The following is a 19,871-nucleotide window of genomic DNA, read 5'->3' on the forward strand; positions in this document are numbered from 1 at the left end:
GAAAAAATGAATATAAGAACTAAGTTTTCTATTGCCTCTGGGGTTGTTGTTCTTGTCGTTATTTCTCTGGTGTCGTTGTCTACTTTTGTCTTGGTTAATAATACGGTCGAACAAAAGACCAAGGCTTATGTTGAAGACAGCGCACAATTGCTCGCTCAGGGTATTGACCATTGGCTGTCTGGACGGGGCACACAGGTAGATGTACTAAAAAGTGTTATCGAGAGCGACTTCTCAAGTGATAACTTCCAGGCTGCGTTGCAATTAGATGTTTTTCGTGATGATTTCTTATTGATGTTTGGCACACTAGAAAATGAATCAGATTTACGTTCTAACGATCCTAATCGTAAAAATCCACCGAATGTGGACTTTAGGCAGCGCCCTTGGTATTCCTTTGCCAAAGAGCACTCTGGCGTTTCTTTTACTGCTCCTTATCGCGATGCTGCAACGAATGAATTGTTATTATCTGCTGTGGTGCCTATTTATGACGGAGACACATTCAAAGGTGTTGTTGGTGGGGATTTAAGTCTTGATTTGATAGCTAAAAGCGTTAATACCATCAAGTTTAATAATACAGGGCTAGCGTTTATTGCTAATGGCCAAGGCGAGTTTATTACTCATCCAAACAAGGCGCTTAACGGTAAAAACACCAAAAGCACTTATCAGTTGTTACCAACAACACATCATAAGTTATTTGAGATTGAACATGAGGGCATTGATAAGCTTCTCTATTTTCATCCTTTAGAGAAAAACGCTGGGATGGAGTGGTATTTGGGGATTATTCTAGAAAAAAATAAAGTCTATAAGTCATTACATGACTTAATGATACGAAGTGTGATCTTTGCGGTAGTGAGTATCATTATTTGTATTTTCCTATTAAGAAACTTAGCTAAACGGTTATTACAGCCGTTAAATACGCTTGGGTCGGCTATTGCTCAAATAGCCTCTGGTGGCGGTGACTTAACACAACGTTTACCGATTAAAAATGACGATGAGTGTGGAGCTGTTGCAAATAATTTCAATCAGTTTCTATCATCTTTACAAACCCTAGTGAAAGATATTAAGTATCGCGCTAGTAGTGTCGTTGATAACAGCGATGTTTCTCGAGGTTTATCGACAGAGACAAGTGAACAACTACGCGAGCAAATTACCTTAATAGAAAGTTTAGCCACAGCAATGAATCAGATGAGTTCTACTTCCAATGAAATTGCTTCTAGTGCACAAGATGCTGCAACAACCATAACTGATGTGAATAATAAAACGGAAGAAGGGCAGTCGTTGTTTGCTACAACGAGTAATAATGTCATTGAACTCTCTAGGGCCATTGAATCATCAGAAGTGATGAGTGATGAACTGGCTAAACATAGCGCGCACATCGAACAGGTGCTATCTGTCATTAATGGTGTTGCTGAGCAGACTAACTTATTAGCGCTAAATGCGGCTATTGAAGCGGCAAGGGCAGGTGAACAGGGTCGAGGCTTTGCCGTTGTTGCAGATGAAGTTAGGACGCTAGCATCGAGAACACAAGAGTCAACCACTGAAATTCGAGCGATGGTCGAGCAGATCCAAGGCTCATCGGGTCAGGTGCAACAAGCAATGACTGAGAGCCGACAAAAAGCGGAGTTGTGTGTTGAACATACACAAATAGCCAGCCAATCACTGGAAGATATCTCAGAGGCAGTAAAAGGTATTATGGATCGCAACATTCAAATTGCCGCTGCTATTGAGCAACAAAGTATCGTTATTGAAGAAATTAACGTCAATACCACCCATATTAATGACATTAGTGTGCGTGTTGGTGATTTCTCGCAAAAACAATTCGACTCAAACCAATCACTTGTAGTCGAAGTGAACGCCCAACAACAGCTGCTCAATAAGTTTATTGTATAACGAGAGCACTAACATTCGTTGTACTGGCGGAGGTTATTCAGCACCTTTGCTTGGTCGACCGTTCAATTAGCTGTAAAACGAGATTCCGGCTAAAAGCCTGCCGGAATGACATGTTGGAGATGTGGCACATAGTCGCCCTTAAGTTATTTTATTCAGGGCTTTGCTTTCTCATCAAAGTCACTGACCGCGATGTCCATTAAGCCCTTTAAACTTAGTTGCTTTACCGTGAACTTTATGTTCAACCCCTTTTAGTGCCCTTGGACGGTAGCCGTTCATCTCGATAAAGCGTTTGATGACAGTAGGGTGAAGTACTGGTAAAGCGTCGTCAGCATTTTTTACACGTACAGTGCGAGTACTTAAGGTGGCTTTTTGAATTGGCCACCATCGATCTTGCGCATGACTTTTACCTAAATGATTGGGCAAAATAGTTAAGTCTTCTTCATCCACTTTATAGGAGCCGTCAGGGGCGACTAATACTGAGAAATCGATATCGGCGACAGGACTAAGTTTCACATTGCCGTGATTTGATTTTATCCAATCGAGCATAAATTTTAATGCAATATCCGATAACCCGTCATACCAAAAACCGCCGCCGACATCGGCATGAGCGCCAGCAAACCAAAGCTCAGTAACTTTATCTTCTTGATTCATCAACGTGGGTAAAAAGGCGGTGCGTTTTTCATCAAGGGCTAACAGGTGTAGGGCACTTTCAATACTTGTAGCTATGGTGTGGTTTTCAAAGACTACATCGGAGATGGGTTTATCATCATTGTCTAGATTGGGGATGCCAATAGAAGCGACGGTGTCAAAAACGCCAAGAAATTTAATCGGCGTTTTATCGGTGGTCTCGATGTAGTCACTAACTAGCGTTGCAAAACGCCTTGCAATAGCTGCACCGCGGCTAAAACCAAAGATATAAATACAGTCGCCTTGTTGGTAATGTTGGATTAAATCTTGTTTAGCATTCTTAATAATACGGCTTACATCAAGTTTTTGTGGTGCAAAGCCAGCGTTAAAAATACGCTGGATTTTATTACCATAGGTTCCAACGCCTGAATAATAAAAGCTCTGCTGTGCAAGGTGGCCGTTGGTTTTATCGGCTTTTAGTTTAGCTTGGTTTTGCAGATCGCCACCAAAGAGTAGGTGTAACTTGAGAATGTTAGTGATGCCATTATCTTCAATGTCACCATAACCAAACCATTTACGCTCTTGTTTGGCATCTTTGGGGTGGTTACAAGTACCATCAAAACAAATCATGATATTTTTAGCCATGAGTTCTCTCCTTGTGATGTTATATGCTTCACGGTGTCCAGAAAAATACTTCGTACTAATGATTGTTAATCTAGTTCAACGTGTTGTTTGTTCGGTTGTTGTGGCAAGGCATCTCGAAAATAGCCGCAGCTCCACAATGTGTTTTGAAGAATAATGACATCGGGGTCGGGTTGTAATTGCTTTAATGTTTTCATGTGTCAAACCGCTTGGTTAATTGGCAAGTATACAATCAATAAACACACTTGCGCTTGCCATCATTAAACGTAGAGCAAAAAACTCAACTTCGCCAAAAGTCGAGTAAAATAGTTGCCTAAACAGATTGTGCGGTTTATGCTGGCGCCACTTTTTTAGGTAGTACAAGGCAGCATAATGGCAGCATATCCAATTGGCACTCCAGGTGAAGTTTGGGGTGAAACAGAAAAGCAAACGTGGCTAGCGCAACAACATATCAAGCGATCTTATTTAGAGCAAGTGGTGTCTAAAATCACCACATTAAATGACAGCCTTGATGTTGAGCAGTATGGTGCGCTTTCTTATGATGAAGCGAAATACCCACTGTTTGTGATTAAAACTAAACACTGGGATAGTGCCAAGCCTGTTGCCTTAGTCACTGGCGGTGTGCACGGTTACGAAACCAGTGGTGTTCATGGTGCTATTGCTTTTGCAGCCACCAAAGCAGCAGCTTATAGCAATGATTTTAATGTGATTGTTGCACCTTGTGTCAGTCCTTGGAGCTACGAAACGATTAACCGCTGGAATCCTGACGCGATTGATCCAAACCGCTCATTTTATCAAGACAGCCCAGCCCAGGAATCGGCGAAGTTAATGGCGTATGTCGCATCGCTTAATGTTGATATTACCGTGCATGTTGATCTTCATGAAACAACCGACACGGATAACAGCGAGTTTAGACCGGCACTGGCCGCGCGTGATGGCGTGACTAACGTCAATTGGAATATCCCAGATGGTTTTTATTTAGTGGGTGATACCATTAAACCGCAACCAGCATTTCAAACTGCAATCATAAAAGAAGTCGAACAAGTGACTCACATTGCCCCAGCTGATGATGAAGGTAAATTAATCGGTGTACCACTTGAACAAGAGGGCGTGATTAATTACGCAACAGTTGAGTTAGGCTTATGTGCAGGTTTTAGCAATAGTGAGTTTTGTACCACCACGGAAGTCTATCCAGACAGTCCACTAGTGGATGATGAAAACTGTGTTAACGCACAGGTTGCTGCGATTGTTGGCGCGCTTGATTACGTTAAAACAGCGCTTAGCACTTAATCACCGTCTTTTATGAGTAAACTAAATCGCAATGTCCGTAACCATAATCCTCTGAACATCGAAAGCCGTGATGATTGGTTAGGACTGGCACCACAGCAAAACGATTCTCGTTTTGCTGTATTTAATTCCCCTGAATATGGGTTTCGCGCCGCTTACATCATTTTATTGCGTTATCTTGAACGTAATGACGATACCGTTATTAAAATAATCAACAAGTGGGCTCCCGCTAGTGATAATAATCATGTGGGAAATTATAGTCAGTTTGTCGCTAAAAGAGCGCAGTTGGATGTTAAAAGCCGTATTACTGTGAACGAATTACCACAGGTTATCTTAGCGATGGCAGATTTTGAAGGCGCTCAAGGGGCCTATAGTTTAAGCCAAGTGTATCTCGGTGTTGAGCTTGCTCATCAGGAGTCTTTTGTACAAGCGCGCTTAGCAAAACTTGGACAAGGAATTAACACCGCGCCATTGGGCAAGCTAAAAAAAGCAAAGACTAAGTTCTTTCACGATAAAAAAGACAAAAGCAGTAAAAAGCGCAAAAAACCGTGGTGGCAAAAACTGTTTTCTTAAACAAAACTTTTAGCAACGAACTAACGGTAACTAATAAATATACAATCAGATTAAAAGTGGATTGTTTTAATTGAATCTTTCGTTTAATCCTCTGTTTTTTAAGGTATAGTGGTTGCCTTTTTATAGTAACCAACTTCGCAAGGATAGCCGTTGACCATTCAAATTAGGCACTTAGAGCAAGCTGACCTTAGTGACATTGCCACCATTTACAGTTTCACTTCTGTTAATGAAAATACATCGCAGTTGCCATACATTAACAGTACCACCGTTGAGCACCTGTTCAGCAATAGCAACAACTACACACTGGTTGCTGAACTTGATGGAAAGGTGGTGGGGCATATCACCTTAATATTAAGCACCAAGCCTCGCGAAAAGCACAGTGCGACTATCGCTATTGCCGTTCACCCTGAAAGGCAAGGGCAAGGTATTGGCAAACACTTAATGCAAAACGCCATCGACCAAGCCGATAATTGGCTCAACTTAACTCGCCTCGAACTTGAAGTGTTTCCAGATAACCAAGCGGCCATCGCTCTTTATGACCAATTAGGTTTTGAACGCGAAGGTGAAAAGCGTTGTTGTACTTTTAAAAACGGCAAATTGGCTAACATTGTGATGATGGCGCGGCTGAAGTTGTGATGATTGTGTTTTATTTTAAATTATGTGAAAAGAGGTAAGTTTTGTTTAAGTATGTAGTTTTATGTTGTGTATTAATTCTTAGCGGCTGTAGTACAACGGGCGACTCTCCAGATTGGAAAACACCTTCGGCTGAGCTTTATGATGCTAGAGTTAAATTTAAAAACTCTAACTTTCAAATTTTATTCTTATTGATGGTTAATAACCGTGGCGATGTAATCAAGTCTCGAGTTCTAAGTTCTAAAATTCAAGATGATAGAGCTGTTAATATGTTTAAAAAGCATACTCGAAATGTTCGTTTCCCAACAATTTCAGACACCAAAGAGCAATATCGTGAAATTATTTACCCTTATCGTGTCAATACCATTATTAATATATAGAGGAAGTTAAATGATGGAGACATTCAACAGGCTATTTATTTTATTTGTTATTATTACCTTATCTGGTTGTGCAAGTCGTGAAACGTACCACGCGAGAGATGGTGGTGAGGGCTATAAGGATAAGGCGTTATCTTCACCGCATAATGCCTATAACGTTGTCTATATTGGCCGCCCTAAAACTGATTTGAAAACTAATGCTGATATGGCGTTATTGCGTGCAGCGACGATTGCTAAGCGAAAAGGCTTTGAGTCATTTACCGTCAAGTATCTAAAAAATGATCACTCTTTAATTTACACGAAAACTAGCTCTGACAGCGGAGAAGAACAGGTAATGTTTGTTAGTAAGCCGTTAACTGAAATTGAAATGGTGTTGCTGTCAGATGAAAATATTGAAGCGACAGTGATTAAGACTCAAGAAACAATTGATAGGCTTGCTCCGCAATTTATTATTGATGACGCTGAGTCATGTGTAATTTTAGATTGTAGAAATTAGCTCAAGGGGGTTTTATTAGCTGGCCGCTGTTTTTACGATAATGTTAAATATGAAACTTCAACACAATATCAAGAGACAGTCTTAAATTTCCGTGCGCAAGGCAATAATTGGCTCAACAGAACTCGCCTTTTTTTGAAGTGTCTTGCTTCATACTCCCACATACTCCAGCATCAAAAGATGATGCTGGAATGTGTCTGCCTTTATCTTTTTAATTCATGCGATTCGCTAAAAAGATATTTTAGGCTGAGTCAGTGATTTACAAAAATCTTGATTAACGGCTGGTAAGAAATAATCTCGCGGCATCACGGGGTAGCCGCCTGCTTGCACTTGACTGATTGCTTTGGCACTAAACGATAGTCCGAACATTTCAAGGTATGATTGCAGATTGTATTTTAAGATAAAACTCATACTCACGAGTAAGAAATCATTGCGGCTTAAGCTACTGAGCTCTGAGCGTGCGTATTGGCTAAAACCTAACTTTGCTTTGCCGGCCTCCCAGTCTGTGTCATTACCATCGATGCGGTCCAATTCACGTTTTAGGATATGTAACATCGGGTATAGTTGCCAACCATCGACTAATACGCCTTGATGTTGTGCCGACATGAGCACCTGAATCATCAATGCGACTCCTTTGTTCCAATCGTTCATGTTTAAACTCGCCATATATGCATGAGGGTCAGGCTCTGATTGCGCCGTGACGAGTGAGGCATGAATCTCGTCGAATTTAACATTTTGGCAGTTGGGTTCGATACCTTGTTCAACCCAAGCGCGGTGTTTGGTGTAGTATGAATAGGGATTAGTGGTTGCATGGCCTTCGCGGCCATCAAAGCGAAACCAGCCATTCTCAATGGTATGGCCAATTTCATGAAGGTCGCCATGACCAAGAGGCGAGAAAGACCAGTTAGCATCGTAAGGATTACCCGAACAGCCACTGCCACAGGTGGATTGATCTAATACTCCATGCTGTACACGGTCACGTGGTGTTAATGGAATGCCCGATGAATTAGCAAAGTTGGTGACTTCATCGGTTACTTGAATGCCCGGGCCAGTAAAGCCTGCTAAGGCCATTACATCACCGTGGGTATAGGTTTGCATCATGGCTGCGAGTGTTTCAACATCTGGCGAGATAGGGCTAGATAAGGTGGTTTTTACTTTCTCTAAACGAGAATGAATTTCCATGTGCTCTGCTGCTATATCGACCCAGTCATAATGATTATCATCAAGGGCTTTGGCAAAAAAATCGCTATCTTCTGGGCCATTCCAGTAAGGGTGTTGGCCGACTTGTTCAAAAGTAAATGACGCTTCAACACCGACATCGTCATAATTAATATACAGTGGGCCGCCATAAGGGGAAGTGAAGGTAATGGACTCACCAGCGGCGATGGTCATACTCGCACTTTTTAGATATTTTGGTCGTTCAAACAATCGGTTGGTAAAAGGTTTGCTAGAGCCTGAGCGCTGCGCGTTAATAAAGATGCTGGTGGAAAGTGCATTATTTGTATCGGTGCGAGTGACTTTTACCGTGGTGCCAGGCAGGGCATAGACACCAGCTGCTCGCATGTAAGGCTTACTCTGCATGGTCATGTTAACGGTTTTAGGCGTAATATGATTAAAGTTAGTTCGGCTAAAATCACCTAAATCGACCTGCACTGGATTGACTAAACGCGAATTATAGACGGTAAAGTCAGCAAAAATACCTTGTGACCAGGCTAAAACGTTAGCCGTTGCTTTATCCATCGGCAGTGCGATATTTTGTCTAAATCTGTCGCCAATTAACGCTAATAGTTTTAACACCTCAAAACCGTCAGCGCCAAAGATTTGAGTGTTGTTGCTATCTAAATCGATAAATTGATGACGAATGACCTCAAGCCCAGTGGTTAACTGCGTTTTATAGTTAGGATCGTTACTGCAATCAGACTCGTTACATGCTGGTAAATTATATGAAAAGCTGTTTTCTTTAAAACGGCTGACCAGATTTTTAGCGATAAGTGGAAGGCTTTTTTGTGACACTTGTTGCTCAAACATCGCGTTAAAATCTAACCAATTGGCATGGCGATCCTCATCGCTAACAAAGTAATTGCCCGGCCCGCCAGGAGACTGCATTGAATAACCGATGCTATCTAAAATAGCATTGGTCCAAGTCTTGGTATTCCATGAGTGTGCATGGGTATATAACACAGGAACGCGTAATGTTGAGGCTGTGGGTAGAGCCGTGTTGATTAATGCCGAGCTGTCATTTTCTGCTGCAATAATCAGTAGATCTGTGTCATCGTTGACACAATGTTCAATGTCTAGTTCGGTCACGCAATGTGAAACCGTGACCGCCGACGAAAGCGTGTCAAACCACGCATTGATTTGATTAAACTGCCAAGCGCTGACATTCGCGACTTTGATATCTAATTCAGTCAATGGCTCGTTGGCAGCACTTTTGGTTAGCCAGCTGATTAGTTGAATGAGTGCAGGGCTAAAGGCTTCAAGTTCTTGACTAGGTCGTGATGATGCAAAGATCCGTGTACCAAAAGCGGCATTTCTTTGCTGGTTAATTTCGCCAAACATGGCATGCACGCGGCCGCCATTGCCCACGACTAACGGTGCATTATAATTCGCCGCCCACGGCTTGGCCGTTACAAATTGGCTAGCGCGATGGACTGGATAGGTGATCGCGCCGTCAAAAATGCTGTTTAAATTAGCTTTGTAGTCAGTAACAAAGGTATCTGCAAGACGAATCACTTCATCATAAGCAAAGGTAATGTCTTGAGGTAAATGCGCCACATTGCCCGTTTGCATTGCAAGGACTAATGTCGGGGTGACCGTAATGGTAAATTGCTGTGTTGCAGGAGTTACTTCGTCTTCACCGCCATCAGCGACTTGTAATGTGATGACTCCTGTAGTGAGCACGCCATTGGCTGGCGTCCAAGTGATCAGGCCGCTAGGTGACACATTCATGCCGTCAGGGGCATTGATTAATTGCCACGTTAAGTCAGTGCCATTGTTGCTATCATCGCTATCGGTGACGGTTGCAGTGTATTGATACAGTTCGCCCTCTGTTGCCTTGATTGGTGCTGTACTGGTAATAACTGGTGCAGTATTAACAGGAGTCACAGTGATGGTAAATTGCTCTGTTGCAGGCTGCACTCCACCTTCTTGGCCATCACGCACGTGCAAAGTGACTTGTCCTGAGCTTAACACCCCATTAGCAGGCGTCCATGTTACAACCCCAGTGCTTGAAACATTCATACCAGCAGGTGCATTGATTAATTGCCACGTTAAGTCCGTGCCATTGTTGCTATCATCACTATCTGTAACCTGTGCAGTGTATTGATAAGTTACACCTTCAGTTGCCTTAGTTGGCGCAGTGCTGGTAATGACAGGCGCTGTATTGGTGGGAATAGTAATCACGGGAGGAGTATTAACGGAAATGACGCTGATGGTAAACTGCTCTGTTGCAGGCTGCACTCCATCTTCTTGGCCGTCACGCACTTGCAAAGTGACTTGTCCTGAGCTTAACACCCCATTAGCAGGCGTCCATGTTACAACCCCAGTGCTTGAAACATTCATGCCAGCAGGTGCATTGATTAATTGCCACGTTAAATCCGTGCCATTGTTGCTATCATCGCTATCGGTGACGTTTGCTGTGTATTGGTAAAAAACGCCCTCAGCTGCGCTAGTTGGCGCTATGCTGGTAATGACAGGCGCTGTATTGACGGGAGTAACGCTGATGGTAAATTGCTCTGTTGCAGGCTGCACTCTATCTTCTTGGCCATCACGCACTTGCAAAGTGACTTGTCCTGAGCTTAACACCCCATTAGCAGGCGTCCATGTTACAACCCCAGTGCTTGAAACATTCATGCCAGCAGGTGTATTGATTAATTGCCACGTTAAATCCGTGCCATTGTTGCTATCATCGCTATCGGTGACGTTTGCTGTGTATTGGTAAAAAACGCCCTCAGTTGCGCTAGTTGGCGCTATGCTGGTAATGACAGGCGCAGTGTTTTTGTTATCTACAACAGACGTTGGTTGGCTTTCACCTTCTCCACCACCACAAGCTAATAACATCAGACTCAAACTACATGGAATAATCTTTTTCACAACTGCCTCTAAAGCTCAATGTACTACATAGGTGTTAAGTGCTATTTATAACTAGTTGTTTAGTATTAATCAAGAGCTGCGAAAAGTGATTGTACAATTTGCGACGGTGAGCATTTTATTGTCTTTAATCTGGTGGCCAAGGGTAAAATCTAGAGAGGCTACAAGTGCCTTTGAATTGGCAGAGATGTTTGTGTTGGCCGAACTGTTGGTAGTGGAGTCGAGAAGTTTCAAGTAATGGGCAATCATTTCAGACGCAACCCACAATGCATTTAAAATGATTAACCCACCACCTGAAAACGTCGGATTTGCTTTAGTTATCTCTCTCTGAAAAACAAACCGACAATGCTCTCAGATAAAAAGTATCGAAGTTATTATCTGAGTTCCATAGATGAAGTATAACACCGTAAAATGAACAAAAACTAAACGACAGTGTGTGAACGAATATTCAGTATCAGCTAATCAAAAATCAATATCAGAGAGCGTGGTGATCATGTTGTGCCGATGACACCAAGTCAGCTCATCACAACACTATTAGCATTACTTATCCTCGTTGGTGTGAAAAACACAACATGCCTAAGTTTTCACCAAAAATGCTACAATCAACGTGTAAAACATTAATGATTAAAGCGGGTTTTCCAATACATACCCGTGACATACTGAAGCAGCATAATAAACGTGATGTCGCGACGGTTCATTATGATCGTTTGACTATTTGAATGAGAAGAGGGAAGGGATGAAAGTTTTAGGAGAATTATTAATGCAACTAGCTGTAATACATTAGAAAAGTTAAGGAAGTTCTATTTTTTTTGTTTCGCTCTTATGATTGGTAATCACAAAGGTTAAACTTGATTTTTATATTGAATGGTCTAGTATAAAGTGTATTAAACACAAAAAAATAAAGTTGAGTTATAATGGCTAAGCCACTAGTTGAGAGAGCACCAAAATTTGATATTGGAGAAGTGAATTTTTCGGACGTCTCACCGCATATGAATACATATAACGAGACAGATGAAGAGGGGCGTTACCTACATTGGAACCAGCTTAAGTGGCGTGTTCCTACTGCTGAAGCTAAGGCTATTTGGGCTACTATAAAGTTCAAAAGAGCGTTGCAGATGAAAACCCTTAATCTAGTCGATGACAAAGGTAGTCCGTTTGTCTATTCAACGCCCCACTCGATGGAAGCTAAACTTCACTCTGTAATACAAATTGCTGGGGGTAGTGTAGCAACCGTTGCTGGTCATGTTGCGTCTGATCAAGTTCAAAAAAAGTTTTTGGTTTCTTCTTTAATTATGGAAGAAGCAATTACTAGCGCTCAACTTGAGGGGGCTTCGACGACTCGTGCTGTAGCTAAAAAGATGCTGGAAGAAGGTCGGGAAGCTGAAGATGAAGATGAGAGAATGATTGTGAATAACTTCTTACTTCTAAAACAAGCGGAAAGAATGAGCTCTCAGCCCTTAACCATCGATTTAATATTAGAGTTCCATCGAATTGCAACAGAAAACACTACAGAAAATAATGTTATTCCCGGTGAATTTAGAGAGGACAATGATATTCATGTTGTGGATAGTAGGGGTGATATCGCTCACCAACCTCCATGTTTCACAGAAATAAAAGATAGGCTACAAGCGTTTTGTGACTTTGCTAATGCAAATCATGATGGTAAGAAAGGTGGTGATTTTATTCCTCCTGTAATCAAGGCTATTATTCTCCACTTTATGCTCGGTTACGAACATCCTTTTCGCGATGGTAACGGCAGGACCGCAAGAGCATTATTTTACTGGTTTATGTTGAAGCATGAATATGACCTTTTTAAGTACATTTCTATAAGTAAATTACTTAAAGATGATCCTAAGGGGTATGGTTTGTCATTCATATATACAGAGAAGGATCAAAATGACTTGACGTACTTTATTGACTTTCAACTGGATATAATTTTGTCTGCTTTTGAGGAGCTACAGAAATACTTGCAAACTAAAACTGACGAGTTCAATCAAGTTTTGGAAATGCTCGATGATTCTAAATTTAGTGGAAAGTTGAATTTTGTACAAAAAGATATCATCAAGAAAGGAACAAAAGAACCTGGTAGAATCTTTACTGTGAAAGAGATTGCCAGTTCTTATGAAATTGGGGAGACTTCGGCACGTACGTACTTAAAAAAATTGGTAGAATTAAAGCTTATTCTTAAAACGATGGACGGTAGAACCACCTTGTATATCTCTCCTTCCGACTTAAGAGATAGGTTAAAAGATAACTAGCATGTGAGTTAGTACATTTTATTTAAAGAGATAAACAAAGTATTCGTTTATTTCTTTAAATTTTTCATCAAAACTATTCCATCTGTTAATTTCAAGTGAGAGTGGGTATCCAATTTACAAGAAAGCACAGCCGCTAGCTATTCGCAGCTGTGCTTTGTCCCTGTTATTTATTAAACAGTCGACTAGACCCAAATTAACTAGATCTGATATTATGACGCTCAGAAACGTTGATTTACATGTTAGCTTTCGTCACAACTGACATGTTGACGGAGACTGTAAAATCAATAAAACTAAATCACTGTTCTATGTGGTTGTAAATAAAAGGAATAGTAATTTTGTGTGAGTTGTTGGGTATGAGCGCTAATGTGCCGACTGATATTGTATTTAGCTTTACTGGCTTAGTTGAACGCGGTGGTGTAACTGGTCCGCATTCTGATGGTTGGGGCATTACTTTTTATGATGGCAAAGGGTGTCGTTCGTTTAAAGATCCGTTGCCGAGCTGTGAATCAGAAGTCGCGAAGTTGATTAAGAGCTACCCGATAAAAAGTAAAGCGGTGATTAGTCATATCCGTCAAGCGAATCGTGGGGGGGTGTGTCTTGAAAATACCCATCCATTTACCCGCGAACTGTGGGGCACTAATTGGTGTTATGCCCATAACGGTCAGTTAAGTGACTATGAAGAAGCATTAGCGACGACACGTTTTCAACCCATTGGCCAAACGGATAGTGAATTAGCGTTTTGTTGGATCCTTGACCAGCTCGCTAATCAATTTGATAGCATGCCAGAAGATACCCAATTGATTTTTGATTTCATTAAATCACTCGGTGATAAGCTGAAAAGTTTCGGTGTGTTCAATATGCTACTGACCAACGGCGATTATGTGATTGCCTATTGTTCAAATAACCTTAGCTGGATCACCCGTCGTGCACCGTTTGGTAAAGCAACCTTAATTGATACTGATGTGGTTATTGATTTTAATAAAGAAACCACACCACATGATGTTGTTACCGTGATTGCAACTCGCCCACTGACCAATAATGAGCAGTGGCATATTATGCGTTCGGGTCAGGCGGTGATGTTTAAGCTGGGTGAAAAGCTTCACGAGTATATTCCGCCTGTCGAGTCGGCAGAAGAGCAGGCATCCGCTTAGATATCAAAGCGAGATGCTGAATAAAAGCATGTCAGGACGACGCGTGGGAACAAGCAGTAAATAAAAAAACGCCCAGCTATTGTATTAGCTGGGCGTTTTTTGTGAGCCGTTTAATTTGGTAGTCTATTTACCGTTATCAAACTTAATCCAGTTCAGCTGCATTTGTGCTTGTTCGCTGCCATCTTTATGTTGCACCAGCTTAACGACACTGTAGTTAAGTGATGGCGCTACCCAAATGAAGGTTTCGCGTGATGACTTTTTACGGATACGTTTGATCTTGATTGCTTCAACACGGCCGTAAGGCACGTTGACGGTCTCTTTGCCGACGCGCTCAAATTGGTAATGAGTTTGTTTTCCTCGGCGCACCATGTGATAAGACAATAGCTCTTTACCATCAATTAAGTCTTGGCGGAGGGCTAGTTGGTAAAGCAGTGGGTCAAAGGTTAGTTGAATTGGTCGAATCGTTTTTTGATTACTTTTATAAACCGTCTCTATTTTCTCACCTAAGAAGTCAATGCTCTCTTCACGATCACGACCTGTACCCGTGCGAACAAAGTGGTATTGTTTTGGAGTAAAAATGCCATCGACAATACTAAAATCGCTACGCTCTTTGCGAGAGTCAGACAAGAACATCCATTGAATTTTACTGTGAGCTTTTAATGAATAACCGCTCTGTGTAGCGGATAATTCACGATACCCTTCACCGAGTTCATTGCCTTGGCGAAATAATTTATAACTGGCTTGATATAGCTTTAGGGAGTCAGCTGGTGGTACATCACTTGTAGTGTTGTCATTAGTTGTAGCAACACTAGAGAAGGCAACGCTTAATAATGCACATAAAAGAAATATTCGTTGTTTTATCATTTTTATTTTTATCCACGATCTGTTGTTGAAAGCATAGGGATATAACTAACATATATTCCAATACAAGATTGACCATGAGTATGCGATTAAGTTTCGTTAATCTAACAGGACAAAATCACAAACTTATCGGAATTGGTGTTAAAAGTCGTTACAATACTTTCTCTATTAAGAAGATATATGGTTTTATGTTAGCTATGCAACAGTGGCGAAGTGATTTTTTAGAATTATCTCCTATTTTTCGTGACCTTAAACAAATTTTGAACGATTTTACTTGGTCAGACTGGCCAAGTTGCCAACAATTAAATCAAATACTACCGACTGATATCGCTAATACTAAAGGACAGTGCTTAACCTTAGTTGAACAAACCGACGAATTACTTAGCGATGGCCTTTATTATGAAGAGCGAATTTATCGTGATGGCGTTGTTCCAACACGTGAAGCTAATTGGCATGATTTCTTTAATGCTTGGATGTTTTTGCTGTTTCCCCAAACCAAAAAAGAGATGAATCGATTACATGTTGAGCATATTGAGCTTTACGGTCAAAAAAAACGCTCAAAGTGTCGCGATGCTATTACGTTGCTCGATGAATGTGGCGTGTTGATACCTTATTGTGATGCTTCTTTTAAAGAAGCCTTAACTGACCACCAATGGCGCGAAGCGTTTGTAAATCAGCGTGAAGGGTGGGGGAAAAGTATTGATGCGATGATTATTGGCCATGCTAATTACGAAAAAGCCCTCGACCCTTACATTGGTTTTACTGGTAAAGCGTTGTTTTTACCTGTTGAATCTGACTTTTTTAACCTTTCGCTCTTCGATAAGTATTCGCATCTTGATACAATGCTCGCCAATAATTTAGCAGATTTAATGCAAGATAATAGCAACCTTTCCCCACTACCGATGCTTGGTGTGCCGGGCTGGTGGCAAGAGAATCAGAATGACCAATTTTATGACAACACCGATTACTTTAGGCCAAAACGTCGTTCTAACCGAGTTAGGTAGGTCTTAGTATGAGTGTTGAACGTTTTATTTACCGCGCCCCTTTTAGCTGGCGCTGGTTACATCCAAAATATATTGGCACTTGGTTTGCGGTATTATTGCTAATTATTTGTGCGTATATTCCTCCTCGTATTCGCGATAAGTTTGCGTTAAGTCTTACTTCATTAGTCCTTAAAATAGCCAAAAAGCCTGTTCGGATCATTGATACTAATTTACGTCATTGTTTTACTCATTTAAGTGAGGATGAACGTAAAGTCATTATCCGTAAAAATATTGGTGTGTTTTTGCAAACTATTCTGGGGCAAGGTGAACTCGTTTTTCGCTCGAAAAAGTATATTGAGACCCGTTTTGATGTTGAGGGCTGGGAACATTTTCAGAAAATACTGGATAATAATGAGCAAGCGATCTTTTTGATCCCGCATCAATGGGGGCTTGAATATGCTGGCACTTATTTTTTAAGCCAAAATATTCCATTAGTCGCTTTTGTTAATCAACATAAAAACCCAATCTATAATTGGCTGTCTGTGAAGCAGCGCACTCGTTTTTGTGACCGCGTGTTTGTACGTGAAGGCGGTATCCGAGTGATGATATCGGGGATTAAAGAGGGTAAACATTTATTCTATTTACCTGATGAAGATCATGGCGCTGAAATCTCAGAATTTGCCCCATTTTTTGATACTGAAAAGGCAACCTTGCCAGTACTTAGTCGTATCGGAAAAGCTACGGGTGCAAGAATTTTACCCCTCTCGATTGCCTATGACGGAGAACGTCATCGATTTAAACTAGAAGTTGAGCCTCCGTATGATTGTAGTGGTGCAGACTGTAAAGAGTCGGAAGCGCTGTTTTTGAATTCGCAGATGGAGCGCTTGATAGCTCGAGATTTAAGTCAATATATGTGGATGTTACGTATTCTAAAAACACGTCCACCGGGCCAAGAACGTTTTTATTAAGTTTATTTTTTGCTGATGCTATTAATAATCAGCTTTTTACATGGAACCAACCAATGAAACCAGCTTTATCTTTATTAACGCTAGCGATTTTAGCTACGCCTGTGTTTGCTGAACAAAACAAAGACATTGAAGTTATTGAAGTGACCTCAAACTTTAGACAAGCCAACCTAATGAAAACTGAAGGTAGTATTTCAGTGATCGGTGCTCAGCAAATTGCTGAAAAAAACGCGCTACATAGTGAGCAATTATTAGGTGCAATGGCCAATGTTAATTTCTCAAGTGGTGCGTCACGTGGTAATTTTGTCCAAATCCGTGGTATCGGTTTACGCAGCCAATTTGTCGATCCGGTTAACCCGTCAGTCGGTTTGATCATTGATGGGATCAACTATTCAGGGCTTGGCGGTGCGGCGATGTTATTTGATATCGACTCTTATGCGCTTTACCGTGGCCCTCAGGGAACGCAGTTTGGTAATGATGCTTTAGCAGGTGTGATCAAACTAGATTCAACACCAGCAGGAGACCACGATAACCGTGTCATGTTTGGCTATGGTAACTACAACACGATTCGTACCGGTGTGGCTGTCGGCACTGAAGTCACCGATAGTGTTGGTGTTCGTGTCTCTGCTGTTAAGCAAACGAGTGATGGTTATATCACTAACGATTTTTTAAAAACCGATGACACGAATAACATTGATGAAAGCAACGTAAAGCTTAAGCTTAATTGGAAAGCTACAGAAGATTTAACCATCGATACTGTGATGCATTATATCGATGTTGATAATGGTTACGATGCCTTTAGCTTAGACTTTAACCGCCACACTCTGTCTGATGAGCCTGGCCGTGATGCACAGCGCACTAAAGCTTTTGGTGTATCAGCACTTTATACTGGTCTGGCACAAACTCATGTTGAGCTATCAGTATCAACATTAGACAGCGATATTCATTATGGCTATGACGAAGATTGGACGTACGATGGTATTCATGACTGGGGTTATAGCTCAACAGATACATACCTTCGCGATCGTGGTCAAGATACGTTAGAACTGCGTTTCTTATCTGACGGGAAAACGTTATTTGATAACAAAGCGTCATGGGTCGCAGGTGTTTACTTAAACCAACGTGATAGTGGTTTAGTGCGTCAATACACTTGGCAAGATCAAGACTTTACTAGTCAGAACGATCATCAAGATGTTGCTGTTTATGGTCAAATCGCTTATGACTTATCTGAAAAAACCACATTAACGGTGGGTGCGCGTGTTAGTGAATACGATATAGACTATAACGATAACGCTGGTGTTAAAGAGAGCGTGTCTGATAATTTATACGGTTTTAATATCAGTATTAATAATCAAGTTAATGAACAAGCGATGACATACCTAACACTGGCACGCAGTGAAAAGGCCGGTGGCATCAATGGTGTTGCATTAGCGAAAAAAGACGATATCGAGTCACCTGAATTACGTGACCAATTGCTGGCAAACAGTAGCTTTGATCCTGAAACATTGTATAGCGCTGAGTTTGGCGTTAAAGGTCGTAGTTTAGATAATGATTTAAACATTAAATTAGCGGCCTTTTACCATTACCGTCAAAACCCACAACTTAAAGGTTGGGTGACGGATAAAGTCGATGGTGAAGCAGAAACTTTCATCGGTTACATTGATAACGCTGGCGGTGGTCGAGGTTATGGTATTGAGTTAGAAACGCGCTATAACGCGAATGACAACTTAGAGCTTTATTACAACATCGGCTATTTAATGACTCGTATTAAAGATTACGTTATTGCTCAAGAAGAGGGTGATGATCGTAATATGCATAACCGTGAAATGGCTCATGCACCTGAATATCAGTTTAATGCAGGTTTAAACTACCAAAGCGATAACGGTTTTTATGCTGGTGCTGAATTAGCAGGTAAAGACTCGTTCTATTTCTCTGATAGCCATGACGAACAATCAAACTCTTATGTGTTAACTAATGTTCACGTGGGTTATCAAGGTGAGAGCTGGAAAATTAATCTGACCGGTCATAATATATTCGATAAAGATTATTCTGTACGTGGTTTTTACTTCGGTAATGACCCGCGTGACGGTTATGAAGCTCATAACTATGTTCAGTTTGGTGAGCCGCAAACGGTTAACTTAAGTGTCGAGGTAAATTGGTAATGATGTTATCTGTTGAAATCAGTAACTATCCGTTAAACGAGCAATATATTCCGCCAATCAAAGATTTTATTGATCGTTTAAAGAGTAACCCTGATTTGCGTATTAGCTGTAATACGATGAGTACGCAAGTATTTGGTGAGTATGATGTGGTGATGGCAATTTTAAATCAGGAAATTAAAGACTCGTTTAGGCGCTTTGGAAAAATGATTTTTGTATGTAAGTTCATCAATGCTGATTTAGACCCAGCATTAAATCAATAATCTATTATTGTGATGGAATTCATACAAGCAGTCCTTGGTGATTTGCAGGCAAGCTCTCCTTGGGAGCTTGTTGCTGTTGTGCTCGCTATTGCTTATTTGTTATTTGCAATGAGACAAAGTCAGTGGTGTTGGCCAGCAGCTTTCTTTAGCACCATGATTTATACGGTATTGTTTTGGCAAAGTGCATTGTTAATGGAGTCGGTGCTTAACGCCTACTACTTAGCAATGGCGGTCTATGGTTGGTGGGCATGGCGCGGTAATGCTGAGGCTGCTGAGCCTAGGCCTATCGTTAGTTGGAGTCTGCTTACCCACTGTAAAGTGGTTGCCGTCTTGAGTGCGATTACGCTATCGCTCGGTTATGTGATGGATAATTATACCCATGCAGACTTTGCTTATTTAGATACTGCGACTACTGTCTTTGCTGTGTTTACAACATGGATGGTCACTCAAAAAGTACTGGAAAATTGGCTTTATTGGATTGTTATCAATAGCGCGTCGATTTACTTGTACTTAGAGAAGTCATTTAACCTCACCGCTGGCTTATTTATGCTTTATTGCGTGATGGCTGTCGTAGGCTATCTACAGTGGCGAAAAGCCTCACAACAATTAGTTAAAGCCTAGCA

17 protein-coding genes are annotated in these 19,871 nt (G+C 41.2%); 13 read left to right on the forward strand and 4 right to left on the reverse strand.

Going from position 1 to position 19,871, the window contains the following annotated elements:
• The first annotated feature begins 6 nt into the window (after positions 1-6).
• Positions 7-1,887: a methyl-accepting chemotaxis protein gene (locus Q8W26_RS03030; RefSeq protein ID WP_101214024.1), complete on the forward strand. Its 1,881-nt coding sequence runs from the start codon at positions 7-9 to the stop codon at positions 1,885-1,887.
• Between the two features lie 177 nt (positions 1,888-2,064).
• Here Q8W26_RS03030 and Q8W26_RS03035 read toward each other — a convergent pair whose 3' ends face one another.
• Together Q8W26_RS03035 and Q8W26_RS03040 are read right to left on the reverse strand one after the other, a co-directional pair.
• Positions 2,065-3,159 (reverse strand): DUF2235 domain-containing protein, encoded by a 1,095-nt coding sequence (locus tag Q8W26_RS03035; RefSeq protein ID WP_101214025.1) that lies wholly within the window; start codon positions 3,157-3,159, stop codon positions 2,065-2,067.
• Between the two features lie 65 nt (positions 3,160-3,224).
• Positions 3,225-3,353: a hypothetical protein gene (locus Q8W26_RS03040; protein ID WP_305472235.1), complete on the reverse strand. Its 129-nt coding sequence runs from the start codon at positions 3,351-3,353 to the stop codon at positions 3,225-3,227.
• A 175-nt stretch (positions 3,354-3,528) separates the two neighbouring features.
• Between Q8W26_RS03040 and Q8W26_RS03045 the strand changes: the two genes are divergently transcribed.
• From Q8W26_RS03045 to Q8W26_RS03065, 5 genes are all read left to right on the forward strand, one after another.
• Entirely contained in the window at positions 3,529-4,446 is a 918-nt protein-coding gene (locus tag Q8W26_RS03045) for a M14 family metallocarboxypeptidase (RefSeq protein ID WP_101214026.1), read from the forward strand.
• 12 nt (positions 4,447-4,458) lie between these two features.
• The gene (locus tag Q8W26_RS03050; protein ID WP_101214027.1) at positions 4,459-5,016 is read left to right on the forward strand and encodes a structural protein; all 558 of its coding nucleotides are present in this window, start codon (positions 4,459-4,461) and stop codon (positions 5,014-5,016) included.
• A gap of 150 nt (positions 5,017-5,166) precedes the next feature.
• Positions 5,167-5,652 (forward strand): GNAT family N-acetyltransferase, encoded by a 486-nt coding sequence (locus Q8W26_RS03055; RefSeq protein ID WP_101214028.1) that lies wholly within the window; start codon positions 5,167-5,169, stop codon positions 5,650-5,652.
• Between the two features lie 41 nt (positions 5,653-5,693).
• Positions 5,694-6,029: a hypothetical protein gene (locus tag Q8W26_RS03060; protein ID WP_101214029.1), complete on the forward strand. Its 336-nt coding sequence runs from the start codon at positions 5,694-5,696 to the stop codon at positions 6,027-6,029.
• 10 nt (positions 6,030-6,039) lie between these two features.
• Entirely contained in the window at positions 6,040-6,522 is a 483-nt protein-coding gene (locus Q8W26_RS03065; RefSeq protein ID WP_153071483.1) for a hypothetical protein, read from the forward strand.
• Between the two features lie 225 nt (positions 6,523-6,747).
• On the opposite strand, the gene Q8W26_RS03070 is transcribed toward Q8W26_RS03065, so the two are convergent.
• On the reverse strand, positions 6,748-10,611 hold the full coding sequence (locus Q8W26_RS03070) for an ImpA family metalloprotease (protein WP_153071484.1): 3,864 nt from the start codon (positions 10,609-10,611) through the stop codon (positions 6,748-6,750).
• 911 nt (positions 10,612-11,522) lie between these two features.
• Between Q8W26_RS03070 and Q8W26_RS03075 the strand changes: the two genes are divergently transcribed.
• Both Q8W26_RS03075 and Q8W26_RS03080 read left to right on the forward strand, forming a co-directional pair.
• Positions 11,523-12,866, forward strand: a complete 1,344-nt coding sequence (locus Q8W26_RS03075) for a Fic family protein (RefSeq protein ID WP_101214032.1) — start codon at positions 11,523-11,525, stop codon at positions 12,864-12,866.
• A 335-nt stretch (positions 12,867-13,201) separates the two neighbouring features.
• On the forward strand, positions 13,202-14,017 hold the full coding sequence (locus Q8W26_RS03080) for a class II glutamine amidotransferase (RefSeq protein ID WP_101214033.1): 816 nt from the start codon (positions 13,202-13,204) through the stop codon (positions 14,015-14,017).
• 123 nt (positions 14,018-14,140) lie between these two features.
• On the opposite strand, the gene Q8W26_RS03085 is transcribed toward Q8W26_RS03080, so the two are convergent.
• Positions 14,141-14,881 (reverse strand): DUF3108 domain-containing protein, encoded by a 741-nt coding sequence (locus Q8W26_RS03085; RefSeq protein WP_101214034.1) that lies wholly within the window; start codon positions 14,879-14,881, stop codon positions 14,141-14,143.
• Positions 14,882-14,955: 74 nt separating this feature from the next.
• Here Q8W26_RS03085 and Q8W26_RS03090 point away from each other — a divergent pair, with 74 nt between their 5' ends.
• From Q8W26_RS03090 to pnuC, 5 genes are read left to right on the forward strand one after another with little or no spacing between them, the layout of a single operon-like run.
• A complete protein-coding gene (locus Q8W26_RS03090) occupies positions 14,956-15,882 on the forward strand; it encodes a DUF3025 domain-containing protein (RefSeq protein WP_101214035.1) in 927 nt (308 codons plus the stop codon).
• Between the two features lie 8 nt (positions 15,883-15,890).
• Positions 15,891-16,829, forward strand: coding sequence for a lauroyl-Kdo(2)-lipid IV(A) myristoyltransferase (locus Q8W26_RS03095; protein ID WP_101214036.1), 939 nt, complete (start codon positions 15,891-15,893; stop codon positions 16,827-16,829).
• Positions 16,830-16,882: 53 nt separating this feature from the next.
• Entirely contained in the window at positions 16,883-18,988 is a 2,106-nt protein-coding gene (locus tag Q8W26_RS03100; protein WP_101214037.1) for a TonB-dependent receptor, read from the forward strand.
• Entirely contained in the window at positions 18,988-19,248 is a 261-nt protein-coding gene (locus Q8W26_RS03105; RefSeq protein ID WP_101214038.1) for a hypothetical protein, read from the forward strand. The genes Q8W26_RS03100 and Q8W26_RS03105 overlap by 1 nt, the downstream gene beginning before the upstream one ends.
• A gap of 12 nt (positions 19,249-19,260) precedes the next feature.
• Complete coding sequence (gene pnuC / locus Q8W26_RS03110; protein ID WP_101214039.1) at positions 19,261-19,869, forward strand: nicotinamide riboside transporter PnuC; 609 nt, start codon at positions 19,261-19,263, stop codon at positions 19,867-19,869.
• Positions 19,870-19,871 lie beyond the last annotated feature (2 nt).

Source organism: Psychrobium sp. 1_MG-2023 (assembly GCF_030689115.1).
Taxonomy (GTDB): Bacteria; Pseudomonadota; Gammaproteobacteria; order Enterobacterales; family Psychrobiaceae; genus Psychrobium.